The sequence below is a fragment of the Haladaptatus sp. R4 genome, from assembly GCF_001625445.1.
GTDB lineage: Archaea > Halobacteriota > Halobacteria > Halobacteriales > Haladaptataceae > Haladaptatus.
Map to the genome: position 1 here is coordinate 50,300 of NZ_LWHG01000003.1, position 12,433 is coordinate 62,732.

Below are 12,433 nucleotides of genomic sequence, written 5' to 3' on the forward strand. Positions count from 1 at the left end.
CGGTGCTCGTCGCGGACAGCGAGAACAACCGGATCGTCGAGTACCAGCGGTCGGACGGCGAGTGGAAGCTTACTTGGGGGTATCGAGGCGACCTCCTCTGGCCGCGCGATGCGGACCGACTTCCGAACGGAAACACGCTCATCGGCGACACGCTCAACGACCGAGCCATCGAGGTCACCCCGGACCGAAAGATAGTCTGGGAGTATCACGTCGAACGGTCCGTCTACGACGTGGAACGACTCCAGTACGGTGACGAACCGACCGGGCCGACCATGGCGAGCCAGCGTGACCGATTTGACGAGGTCATGCCGTCGAAGGCGGATTCCGAGTTGGCCTTCTTGTCGTCGTTCGAAAAATCGTATCGAAAGTCGTTCCAAATACTCACGTGGGTGCTCCCGGACTGGGTGACCATGCGCGAGTACGGGTTCCTCCTCTCCGCGACGATGTTGGCCCTCGGATGGGTCGCCACCGAATCGCTGTACGTCGTTCCGCTATCGCGACTTCGGGACGCCACGGTCGTCGATCGATTCGCTGCGAGTACAACCCGGCTTCCGACCGCTCGACTCGCGACGGGTGTCGCGGCCGCTGCGGTATTGATGGGTCTCTGTCTGATCGTCCTCCTTCCGGTTTCCGGCGGGCAGACGACCCTCTATCTCGGTCTCGGACTGCTGTTGCTGACACGGGGAATCGGAACGCCGACACTGTTGGACGAGGTAATTCCCCGAAGGATCCGGGCGGCGGTAACAGTCGGCGTGTATCTGTGTTCCCTCCTCGGTGTGGTCGGGTTCATCGCGCTCGCGGTCACCCGCCCCGATTCCGGCTTGGTGTATGCGGGCTTCGCGGCGCTCCTCCTGTTGGCGACTGTGAACCGAGCGAGATAACCAACAACCCTTTTCGACCCGTCTTTTTCGAGATACGCTTCCTTCGTCCACTGAATCGTGCGTTCCTCCATCCGGAAAACGAGCGCGTGCCGCGCCCGGAGGGACGGGGAGTCATCGACGAACGACGAGCGACCTGCGACGAACGAGAAGGGGGTGACGCCGTCGTAACCGTGCGGAGTTCACGCAAACAGTGCCGATGCGGAGTTCACGCGAAAAAGACTGCACTGGACAAGGACCGGTGAAAAACACTCGTGGAAACGACACGAGAAGTGACGACGTGTCGTCGAACTACTGTTCGTCTTCGCCACTGACGAGGTCTCCGACGTCCCTGACCACTCCCCATAGCTGTCGAACCACGATTTGTACGTCGAACCAGAACGACTGCCGACGGATGTACTCGATGTCGTATCGGAGTTTCTTGGCCGGTTCGTGTCCAGTGGCATCGCTGATCTGTGCGAGACCGGTCAAACCGGGCTTGATGAACCATCGTTTTCTCCATTCGACGACGCCCGTTTCGATGTCGGAGTCCAGTTCAGGTCGCTCCGGACGTGGACCGACGACACTCATATCTCCCGCCAGAATCGACCACAGTTGTGGAATCTCGTCCAAGTGAGTCCGTCGGAGGATTTTCCCCACACGCGTGACGCGAGGGTCGACTTCCCCCTTGTCCTCTTCGCTTAATTTGGCCCCCGTTCCGGCTTCCGCGTCGGTAACCATACTCCGGAACTTGTACACCTGGAACGTGCCGCCGAACTCCGCGGTTCGTGCTTGGCTGTAGAACACGGGACCGGAACTGTCGAGTTTGACCGCCAGCGCGATGAGGCCGAGGAGCGGCGCGAACAGGAGGAGACTGCTGGCTGCGAACAGCACGTCGAACGACCGCTTCAGGAGGTAATCCTGCCAGTCCCACGGTTCGAGCGCGATTTCGATGAGTTCGTCGTCTTCCGTCGCCTCCGCCTTGGTGAGAACGCTGTCTATCTGTCTACGGGGTGCCTTCGCGGTGACGCCGTGTTTGTAACACGTGTCGAGCGCGCCGAAGAACTCGGCTCGGTCGGTGGTCGAGAACGCCAGGATGGCGGTATCGACGCTGTTTTCGAGCAGGACGTCCTCCAACCGGGAGAGTCCGCCGAGGCGTTCCACGCCCGCCAACGGTTGTTCCGTGCCGCCGTCCGGGGCGACTTGCTCACGTTCCCGGTCCGTGATTTCGGCCCCGCTCAACGGCGAAACGTACCCCAACACGGGTGTGTTGATAACGGTGAGAACGTCCCGAATGTAGCGGATGTCGTCCCCGATGACGATGGGACAGTCGGTTTTGATGGCCGGTCGGCGGCGGATGGTAACGAACAGAAGCGGGAGGAGAACGCAGAGAAACGCGGCGACGATGATGAGCGTCGAGCGCGGGAGTCGGTACGTATAGTCGAAGTACCCTATCGTCGCGAGTCCGAGAACCGCGATGAGGAGCCGTTTTTCGGTGACGAACAGGGTGTCGAGTATTCGCCGCGGACGCGGCTTGTACATCGGGGCAAGGCACGCCTAACGACGAAGACCGTGAGAAGCCCGGCGATACCGATCTGCCTCGGCGGCAGTTGTACCGCCTGAAGCTGGTCGATTATCGGGAACGTAGTCGTTACGAACCCCTGTATCGAGGAGCTATTGGCGACGATGACCGCAGCAGAGACGAAGAGGATCGTTCCCGTGATACTCGTGAAACGATAACGAAATCCGGAGGGCATTATTTAACTGACGTAGGTATTACAAAGTCATAAATGCTACGTCCAATTAACGCTTGTAATCATTTTTGAATCTATTATAATAAATAAGGTAATAGTTTGATAGATATTCATATGTTATTCTTCGTTACGGTTGGGCGGTTCGCCTCCCGACGGTTTTGTCAGCGTCACGAAACGAGAGGCGGATGGACTCGGTAATCTTTCCCTACACATTCGTAGAGGAATCATTACAATAGTGATCGTCACCGTTCCTCGTAATTAAGACATGAACGCGAACGTGGATACCACTCGGTCGTCGGAGTGTTACCCGTTCTGGAAGGGGTACCTCCTCGCAGTGGCCTTGTCGATCGTTTTGTGGGTTCTCTTCATTGGTCTCCTCGTTTTCTAGGGACGTGGAAACGAGTGGACCGTCGGACGACCCATCGTGATCTGAATATTACATAAATGCTATCTTGGATGAACCGATATACTACAACGAAACGATGACGAGGGATGAAGCGTTGATAGCCATCGGAATCATTCTCGGCGTGTGCGGACTCGGATATACGATAATCGGAATTTGAGAATCACAGGGTAAAGAGGAACACGCCACCGAGGACCGCGAGCGTTCCGATACCGACGCACACGGCCCAGAAGGACACCCGTTGACGACCCGTAGCAGGGCGTCGATGGTAATATACCCGATAACGGCGCTGGTTCCGATGGCGATGACCGCCGCTTTCAGTGAAACGGTCGGGAGTGCTCCCGTTTTGAGGACGACCAACATCCCGGCACCCGCCGCCGCCGGAATGCTCAGCAGAAACGAGAGGCGAAACGCGTTCACGCCGTCGTATCCCCGGAAGAGGAGCGTTCCGGCGGTCGTCCCCGACCGGGAAACGCCCGGAAGGATGGACAGGCCTTGCATACTCCCGACGAGCACCGCATCCTGCAGCGTTGGCGTTTCCCGGTTCCCCAGTTCGAACTGGTCGGCGGTTCGAAGCAGGATACCAGTTCCAATCAGCAGGACGCCGATGAGCGCCACAAATCCGCCGCCAGCGAGGTCAGAGACGACCGCATCGAGGGTTACGTACGCGAGGATACCGACGATACCCGACGCGAGCATCGCGACGACGATGAACGACAGTTCGGCTTGTTGCTCATCGAACGCCGAACGAGGACGCCACGTCGGAAGCGATTCGAGAACGCGTTGAACCTCGTCGCGATAGTACACGGTCGCCGCGATAGCCGTTCCGAGGTGCAGAAAGAGCGAAAACTGAACGGCCGCTTTCGGCTGTTTTCCCATCGCACGGAGGAACAGCGTGATGTTGCCCTCGCTCGATATCGGCAGCCATTCGAAAATTCCCTGCAGAATACCAGTTACAAATGCGATTACGAGGGAGGTATCGACCATTAACGGTGGGATATTTCGCAAAGAACATAGGCGATTCGGTTTCTGTCGTTTCCCGTTAGTTCGACGACGATACACAATGATATACTGATTACGTGTTCGATTAAAACTCCGGTGTGGATCGAACGTGCCGTCTGTCTACTTAATGACTGTCCATGTTAACCCCACAATAAATGGATCTACAGACGTGAAGTGATACTATAGATGGCGATCGCAGACCCCAAGTTAGAACTCCCAGAATTCGCTGGCTTCTGGACCGCATTCCTACTTTCGGTACTCGTCTCCCTGTTCCTGTGGGTCGCAATATTCCGGCTATTCTAATATTTTTGCCAATCCGAATTTGCTGTGGATTTCGAAGAAGTATCGGATAAACAATGTCGTAGTTTGAATTCGATCAGTCGAGGTAGCCGCAGATGAGATAGCCGAACACGAGCGCCGAGAGTATCGAGCCAATCGCGACGTTGAACAGCGAATATGCTTCGAACATCTGATGGACCGCGAATCCGAACGCGAACGCGAGCATCGCAACGTCGACGCTGTCCCGACGGACGATTCCTTCGAGGATACTTCCCCCGACGAGTGTGAGGTACGCGAGGCCGCCAACCACACCGACCTGGAGGAATATCTCGACGTAGGAGTTGTGCGGCGAGTGTCCGCGAATCCTCTCGACGGAGATGAACGGGGCAATGACGTCGTGCGTGTTGACGACCCCGTATCCGAACGCTGATGGAGCGTGGTAGACGGCCTGAACGCCCGCTTTCCAGAGGACGAATCGACCGTTCGTGTCTATCGGCACTATCGACAGGAAGATTCCACCGATGAACAGGACCGTCATCGCTCCCAAACCGACGACGGTGAACGGGAGACTCCGACGGTCGAAAGCCAGGTATCCGACGTAGATGACCGATGCCAGGCCGAACGCGAGCCACGACGACCGGGAGTAAGAGAGGACGAGGGCGAGGACGTTCAACACCAATAGCGGTATCGCCATCGAGGCCGCGACGTACCGCCTTTGTCGTACGGAATCGCTCGCCAACACGAGCGCTCCGAACGCACCCGCGAAGGCGACGATTCCGGTGGTGTTCGGGTTCGAGAATATCGACTGGAGGAAATGGGTTTGCCCGAAGAGCGGGAGGTCGAACGTCGCGTGATACAGTTGGATTTGCAGCCACGACAGTTGGTAGTTCCCGACCACGTACGCCGGAAGACCCACCAAGGCGACGAATCCGGAGATGAGCGATACGGCCCACAGGAAGACGTCACGATTGACGTATCTCGGCAGGAAAAAGAGGCTCAGTCCGAAGACGAGCGCCACGTACACGACGAACGATGCCTTCGTCGACCCGGCACTCATCTCGTTGACGTGATAGAAATACACCCCGAGCAACACCGAATACGCGCCGATGAACAGCGCCCGACTTCGGACGAACTCCACGAAGCGATGGCCGAGAATCGGGTACAGAACGTACAGTATGTAGACGAACGCGACCTGGAAGGTCCGCCCATCCGGCGGAATGTACTTGTTGTGTTGTCGCAGGAGGACGAACGTCAGCAGTATCAGTACGGACACTTGTGCGACGTGTAGCCACAAGTTCCGGTCCCGGTTGTAATAACTGTACATGAGCAACAAAACCGGAGCGAGGTAGAGATAGAGCATGTCGATATGAAACGATCCGTACTGTTCGGGTGCGTTCGGCACGCGAAGAAGAACCGCGACGAAGAGGAGCGGTATCAAAAGCAGTTGGAGTAAGGCTATCGGCTGAAACTCGCCGGTAAGGGGATTCAGGGATACGGAGGTCGTTCGTTGGTCACGGATACTCATTGGTTTGGTCCTCTCTATCGGTACTACCGTTGAACCATAGCATAAAAAGAGTATTTCTTTGTCTTTTTGTATAACTTAGGAAGAACTAAACATGACACATCCCAAATAGATGATTGCGAATACGGGAGTCGAGGCGTCCACTCGGAAGTGTAGATCGTCGTGGATAATCCCTGTCTTCGCTCGCTGAAGTGAGTGAACGTCGATGGAGACGTATATTCCACACAAAGTTAATCCGGTTTGTCGTCCTGTTTTCACACGATGCCGAACGAACTATTCGATTTGGAAGGGGAAGTCGCGGTCGTGACCGGCGGAACGCGGGGTATCGGACTCGCCATCGCGCAGGCGTTCGCCGACGCCGGTGCGGCCGTCGTCCCCACGTCCCGTAGTGAGGACGCCGTCGATGCCGCCGTCGAGGACGTTCGAGACCGTGGCGCGGATTCGCTGGCATCGCCCGTCGATGTCGCCGACGAGGACGACATTACGACACTGTTCGACCGCGTGGAGTCGGAACTCGGCGGTGCCGATATCGTCGTGAACAACGCCGGGTTCAATCCGGACGACGCGCTCGGAAAGCCGGAGGACGTCTCTGCAGACGCCTTCGATTCGGTGATGGACGTCAACCTCCGCGGTGCGTTCCTCTGTTCGAAACACGCTGCGGAACGGTTACACGAGTCGGGCGGGAGCGTCATCAACGTCGCCAGCGTCGGCGGGATGGTCGGCCTCCCGCGCCAGCATCCGTACGTCGCGTCGAAGCACGGCCTCGTCGGACTCACGCGAAGCCTCGCGCTCGACTGGGCACCGACCGTCCGAGTGAACGCCGTCGCCCCGGGCTACGTCAGCACCGACCTCACCGAGGGACTCGAAGCGAACGACCGACTCCGCCAGTCGATCATCGACCGAACCCCGATCGACCGCTTCGCGGAACCCGAGGAAATCGCCGCACCGGTCCTCTTTCTCGCCAGCGACGCCGCCTCGTTCGTCACCGGAAGCTGTCTCACCGTGGACGGCGGATGGACGGCGCAGTGATGGGGGCAGGCGTTCCGCCACAACTCCTATCCGCTGGTCGCTGGTATCCGACGATATGGTTCGACTCTCTTCGACGGTGATCCTCGCCGGTATCGTCCTGTTGCTCATCCCGATTCCCCCCATCGCGACGATTCTCGGGATACTCACCCTCGCCCTCGGGGCCGTGCTTCGATTCATATTCGACATGTAGTGGGGCGAGCCGCGATTTACCCGATTTTCGTGAGCCGCGTTTCACGGTTATCGCGGTGTCAACCCGACCGCGTCCGCGAGCAGTTCGTGTGACCGGAGTTCGTCCTCCGGGTTCGCGAACTGGTTCTGCACGATGACTTCCTCGACGCCGGTTTGGCCGGTCATCTGGTCCAACAGATCGCGGACGGTATCGGGACTGCCGGAGATTTGACGCGGCCATTCGTGCGGAACGATGGTATCTGGCGTCGGATCGGGGACGCGCCGTGTTCGTCGATAGCCGTCTCGACCGAGTAGATCGGGTCCTCGTTCACGCGGCCCTGCTGTAGCCGCTGTCGGGTTGCCTCCGGCACCGCGCGAAGCCGTGCCGCCTCCTCGTCCGTCTCGGCACAGGTGACGTTCACCGCGATCATGCCGTACGGTTCGTCCGGCCCCGCACCGTTCGGCGACGGCTGGAAGTGGTCCCGATACACCTCGAACGCCCGGACTGCGGGTTTGGGTCTGATGAACGACGCAAAGCAGTAGCGAAGCCCCAATTCGCCCGCGATTGCCGCGCTCGACGGGCTGGAGCCGAGCACCCAGACGTCCGGAATTCCGTCGCGTGAGCGCGCGACGGACAACTGTTTGAAGGGATTATCGTCGTCGAATCCGCCGTAGAGGAACTTCGTCACCTCGTCTATCTTTTCGGCGTGGTCGTTGGGGTTTCGCTGCTGGCTCCGCTCGTTCTGGAGCGCGAAGTCCGAGACCGGGTTCCCCGTCGCGCGTCCGAGTCCGAGGTCGATGCGGTCCGGGGCGAGCGCGTCGAGGACGCGAATGCTTTCGGCCACTTTGTACGGGCTGTAGTGATTCAGAAGCACCGTCCCGGAGCCGACGCGGATATCGGACGTTTGGGCGGCCAGATGGGAGATCAGCACTTCGGGCGACGTGCTGGCGAGTCGGTCGGTGAAGTCGTGGTGTTCGGCCACCCAGAATCGTGAGTATCCGAGCCGTTCGGCGTGCTGTGCGCGTTCGAGCGTGTTTTCGAACGCCTCCGTCGCCGTGCCGTCCTCCGGAATCGGTGCGAGGTCCACGAGCGATAGTTCCATACTCGGGATTACCACGCGAAACGGATAACCGTGACTTCCCCGGAAGTTTCGGTGTCGTATTTCGGCTCTCGGATTAGCGGGAGAACAACTGCCGGAGGCGGTCCAGTAATCCGGTCGATATCGACAGTTCGCGGGCGATTTCGTTCACCTCTTCGTCGGAGAACTGCGAGTCCCGGCGCGCATCCGCGACCCATCGTTCCCACTCCGAGTCCGAGAGGGTCCCCCGCGAATCGCTTTCCCACTGGTCTTCGAGCGCTTCCCGGTCGGCGAAGGGAATGTCCATTCCGCTGTCGCCCCAGTAGAGCGGTGCGAGTTCGAACTCGTATTCCTCGTCGTCCACGAAGCGAACCCGATACGGGTAGCCGTTGTAGAGGATGAGGTCGTCCTCCGTGACCGTCTCCCCGTTCGGAAGCCGTAGCGTGCGTGTCATCTACTTGCCGTCGAGTACGTGAGCGAGACTTTTGTTCGTTCGCATGCGTGACCCGACCACAACTCGGTACGATCCGTCCCCGGAAACCCGCCGATCGTCCGTCTGACCGGAACGCATCCATCGGATGGCGTTGCCACCAGCGACAGAATTCGGTAAATATATTCTTGACATCATATATTCGAAAGCGATTCGTTCCGGGATGGATATTCCTCGTGTCACGTTTTTATACCGTGTATGGATTTGGGAATTATTTCCCCCACGAGATGAGAATTTCACACTACGTACGGCCGTTACTACTCGTTTCCGCAGACACCGACCGACGCAACTCGAACCGGATTCGAGCGTTCGGTCCATCGAGTCCGATCAATTCCCGACAAAAGCGGTGGAGGATGAGAATTTCGTCGAAATTCGCCCTGACGGAACGATACGATCGGTTCGATCAGTAACGTACCAAATTTTTGTTTGTTTACAGCTCAGCTAATATTTTTGATGATATGGTCGGTGACCGCTGACGGAACCGGAAATCGCGTGCAGTCGTCGACGGGTCGTGAGTCGGTTTCACATGCAAGCCCAGGCCTTAGACGAGTTCGACCGCTGCTAGAAAACGATGTTCGGACCACTCACCGTCGGGAAGAAGGCAGCAAAGTTCGGCTACAAACGATACGGGATTCCGGGTGCGGTCGCCGCAGGTGGTACCGGCGTCCTCGGATACATCGCGGTACGACGCGCCGTCAAATCGGTCGTGAAGCGGAAGGACGTCGGCGGGGCCGTCGATGCGGGAACGATACAGTCGGCGGTCGAGGAAGACGGACTCGACGCCGTCACCGACCGTGAGACGCTCGAATCCGCGATCGACGAGGAAAAGCTCGGTTCGGCCATCGACATCGAGGACGTCCAGACGGCGGCGGAGGAGGAGACGGACGGAATGAACGAAGGACAGGCGGACGAGGGAGAGGCGGACAAGAGAGGGGCTGACGATGGAGGGGGGAACGAAGGTGACGACGACTCGAACACGGACGCCAAATCCGCCGACGAATCGTGAACGCGACCTTCGGCCGACGGTTGACTCGCTCAGTCGGTACGCTTTTGCGCTTCTATCGTCCTACTGTCTACTAATGACCGACGGCGGAACCAAAGCCGAGGAAAAGGTGCCGAACAGCAAGGTTGCGCGGGTACTCCGCGAGTACGATCTATCGGGCTTCGACGAGGAACTGGTGCATCGTTGGACCGCGGAGGGAGAGGAACGGCGTAGCCTTCGACAGTTGGCCGACGACGTGAACCGGGAACTGGTTCGAGTCGCGATGGAGAACGCCGGAATGACGATACTCGACGGCGACGTGCCGAACACATATCGACTCCTCACCGACGACGACGTGAGCGCGGGGATGCGAACCGAGGCCGAAACCACACTCCAGCGCGAGGGTGTGGACGTCGAGCGCCTCCGTTCCGACTTCGTCTCACATCAGGCCGTCCACACCTACCTCACGAAACGTCGAGGCGCGGAGAGTCCCGACACGCCGTCCGACGAGGAATCGGTGGAGCGCGGCGCGGAAACGATCCGACGACTCCGAAGTCGGACGGCGGCCGTCAGCGAGAAGACGCTCAGGACGCTTCGGGACACCGACCGCATCTCGCTCGGTTCGTTCGACGTACTGGTCGACGTTCGCCTGTTCTGTGAGGACTGCGGGAAACAGTACGATGCGGTCGAACTGATAGAGTCGGGCGGCTGTGACTGCGGAAACGACGAAGAGGCGTAGCTCCTTCCGTTTTCCCGATACCGTTCTCCCAACCTTCAGTGGCGCGTCCGTCGGGTTTTATAATTCAGCGGTTTGATTACACGGTTTGATGACCGGTACCACACTCCATCGAAGCGAATGCATAGTCCGCACCGAGACTACCGCCGCGGCAATCCCGGAGGTGAACTGAATGGAGGAAATCAGCACCGACGACGCGCCGCCGAGCATCGGCCCCTTCTCGCAGGCCATCCGCGACGGGAACCGGATTTACGTCTCCGGTCAGGGACCCGTCGACCCCGAGACGGGCGAAATCGTCGAGGGAACCATCGGCGAGCAGACGGCGCGCACACTCGAAAACATCGATGCCGTCTTGCAAGCCGCCGGGCGTTCGCTGGACGACGTGGTCAAAGCGACCGTGTTCGTACAGGACATGGACGATTACGACGAGATAAACGAGGTGTACGCCGACTACGTCTCCTCGCCGTATCCGGCCCGAAGCGCCGTCCAAGTCGAGGATCTGCCCATCGATATCGGCGCTCGAAATCGAAGTCGTCGCGAGCGCTCGCGGGGAAGAGTGATGAAGAGTAAGGAGGTGATGATATGAGAGCAGTCGCAGTTCGGCGCGGTGAACCCGGCCCACAACTCATCGACGTTCCGAAACCGTCCCCGGAAGCGGGAGAGGCGCTGGTCCGGACCCTTCGGGTCGGCATCGACGGCACCGACCACGAAGTCATTCAGGGAAATCACGGCGGCTATCCGGACGGCGAGGAGTACCAGATCCTCGGCCACGAAGCCGTCGGCGTGGTCGAGGACCCGAACGGAACGGCGTTCGACGCGGGTGACCTCGTCGTCCCGACGGTCAGGCGACCGGTAGGCGAACCGAACGAATACTTCGAACGCGGCGAACCGGACGTCGCTCCCGACGGAACGTACCTCGAACGCGGTATCGTCGGCGCACACGGCTACATGTCCGAGTACTTCACCAGCCCAGAGCAGTACCTCGTCCCCGTTCCCGACGAGTTCGCGGAGACCGGATTTCTGGTCGAACCGATCAGCAACTCCGAGAAGGCCATCGAGTACGCCTACGCCAGTCGCTCGGCGTTCGAGTGGACGCCCGATTCGGGCCTCGTCCTCGGTAACGGCCCGCTCGGATTGCTCACCTTGGCGATGCTCGTGACCCACGACGATTTCGACTGCGCCTACTGTCTCGGCCGCCGGGACCGACCCGACCCGACCATAGACATCATCGAAAAACTCGGGGCGACGTACGTCGATTCTCGTGAAACGCCGGTGGATGACATCCCCGACGCCCACGAACCCGTCGACTTCGTCTACGAGGCCACGGGTTACGCTCCACACGTCTTCCAGACCGTCGATGCCCTCGCGCCGAACGGCGTCGCCGCCCTGCTCGGCATTCCGGGCGACCACACGTTCGAAATCGACGGCGGTCGCCTCCACCGGGACATCGTGCTCCAGAACAAGGCGCTACTCGGGAGCGTCAACTCGAACGTCCGTCACTACGAGATGGCCAAGACATCGCTCGCGGAGTTCCCGGACTGGCTCACCGACGATCTGATAACCGGCGTATACGACCCCGAAGACGCCGAGAAGGCGTTTGAATCCGGCGACGACGTCATCAAAACGGTCGTGGAGTTCGACACGCTGTAGAATTCGCCTATTTTCTTTTCACGTCGAGTTCGGATTCCAGTCGATCCGCCGTCTCGTGCTTCTCGATTTTCCTGTAGGCTCGAACGAGCGAGTCCAGAGGGAGTAACGGCATCGCCGGGTCGTCGCTCGTCTCCAGCGAGACCTCGCTCAGATCGATCAGCGGTTCCTGCTGTGGCTTCTCGTCCCGGCTGAATATCACTTCGAGTTCCTCGCCGCCCACCTCGTACGTGTCTATCTGTGAGTAGCCGAGTTCCCGAGTATCGACGAAATCGTCCGCGAACTTCGCACGAAACTCCTCCGCCGCTTCCTCGGTAGCGAGGATGTCGATGTCGTTCGGGTCGTCGTCGAGTCCTCGAAGCACGGTATCGGTGCTGCCGAAGAGACACCACGTCGCGTGGTCCGAAACCCTCGTACGGATTTCGTCCAGCACCTCGCGTTTGACGGGGGATAGGGTCATGCTACTACCGAGGTAGGCCGAACGT

Annotated in this window: 10 protein-coding genes and 3 pseudogenes; 7 read left to right on the forward strand and 6 right to left on the reverse strand. The window is 59.2% G+C overall.

The window, feature by feature from the left end:
- Positions 1–2 precede the first annotated feature (2 nt).
- The gene (locus A4G99_RS01580; protein ID WP_066138662.1) at positions 3–881 is read left to right on the forward strand and encodes a hypothetical protein; all 879 of its coding nucleotides are present in this window, start codon (positions 3–5) and stop codon (positions 879–881) included.
- 288 nt (positions 882–1,169) lie between these two features.
- Here the strand turns inward: A4G99_RS01580 and A4G99_RS01585 are convergent, their stop codons facing one another.
- From A4G99_RS01585 to A4G99_RS01595, 3 genes and pseudogenes are all read right to left on the reverse strand, one after another.
- Complete coding sequence (locus A4G99_RS01585) at positions 1,170–2,399, reverse strand: sugar transferase (RefSeq protein WP_223301556.1); 1,230 nt, start codon at positions 2,397–2,399, stop codon at positions 1,170–1,172.
- A gap of 778 nt (positions 2,400–3,177) precedes the next feature.
- A pseudogene (locus A4G99_RS01590) lies at positions 3,178–4,001 on the reverse strand (undecaprenyl-diphosphate phosphatase).
- Between the two features lie 391 nt (positions 4,002–4,392).
- Complete coding sequence (locus A4G99_RS01595) at positions 4,393–5,820, reverse strand: O-antigen ligase (RefSeq protein ID WP_223301557.1); 1,428 nt, start codon at positions 5,818–5,820, stop codon at positions 4,393–4,395.
- Positions 5,821–6,078: 258 nt separating this feature from the next.
- Here A4G99_RS01595 and A4G99_RS01600 point away from each other — a divergent pair, with 258 nt between their 5' ends.
- On the forward strand, positions 6,079–6,846 hold the full coding sequence (locus A4G99_RS01600; RefSeq protein WP_066138664.1) for an SDR family NAD(P)-dependent oxidoreductase: 768 nt from the start codon (positions 6,079–6,081) through the stop codon (positions 6,844–6,846).
- A 55-nt stretch (positions 6,847–6,901) separates the two neighbouring features.
- Positions 6,902–7,036 carry a transporter gene (locus A4G99_RS01605; protein WP_066138666.1) on the forward strand — a complete coding sequence of 45 codons (135 nt, stop codon included), beginning with the start codon at positions 6,902–6,904 and terminating at the stop codon, positions 7,034–7,036.
- A 47-nt stretch (positions 7,037–7,083) separates the two neighbouring features.
- Here the strand turns inward: A4G99_RS01605 and A4G99_RS01610 are convergent.
- Positions 7,084–8,117, reverse strand: a pseudogene (locus tag A4G99_RS01610) (LLM class flavin-dependent oxidoreductase).
- A gap of 73 nt (positions 8,118–8,190) precedes the next feature.
- Positions 8,191–8,547 (reverse strand): hypothetical protein, encoded by a 357-nt coding sequence (locus A4G99_RS01615; protein WP_066138670.1) that lies wholly within the window; start codon positions 8,545–8,547, stop codon positions 8,191–8,193.
- A gap of 607 nt (positions 8,548–9,154) precedes the next feature.
- Between A4G99_RS01615 and A4G99_RS01625 the strand changes: the two genes are divergently transcribed.
- The 4 genes and pseudogenes from A4G99_RS01625 to A4G99_RS01640 all read left to right on the forward strand — a co-directional run bounded on the left by A4G99_RS01625 (position 9,155) and on the right by A4G99_RS01640 (position 11,951).
- Positions 9,155–9,589, forward strand: coding sequence for a hypothetical protein (locus A4G99_RS01625; RefSeq protein ID WP_066138676.1), 435 nt, complete (start codon positions 9,155–9,157; stop codon positions 9,587–9,589).
- A gap of 73 nt (positions 9,590–9,662) precedes the next feature.
- A complete protein-coding gene (rdfA, locus tag A4G99_RS01630) occupies positions 9,663–10,304 on the forward strand; it encodes a rod-determining factor RdfA (RefSeq protein WP_066138679.1) in 642 nt (213 codons plus the stop codon).
- 169 nt (positions 10,305–10,473) lie between these two features.
- Positions 10,474–10,861: pseudogene (locus tag A4G99_RS01635) on the forward strand (RidA family protein).
- Between the two features lie 22 nt (positions 10,862–10,883).
- Entirely contained in the window at positions 10,884–11,951 is a 1,068-nt protein-coding gene (locus tag A4G99_RS01640; protein WP_066138683.1) for a glucose 1-dehydrogenase, read from the forward strand.
- A gap of 7 nt (positions 11,952–11,958) precedes the next feature.
- Here A4G99_RS01640 and A4G99_RS01645 read toward each other — a convergent pair whose 3' ends face one another.
- Positions 11,959–12,408 (reverse strand): hypothetical protein, encoded by a 450-nt coding sequence (locus tag A4G99_RS01645; protein WP_066138686.1) that lies wholly within the window; start codon positions 12,406–12,408, stop codon positions 11,959–11,961.
- Between the last annotated feature and the right edge of the window lie 25 nt (positions 12,409–12,433).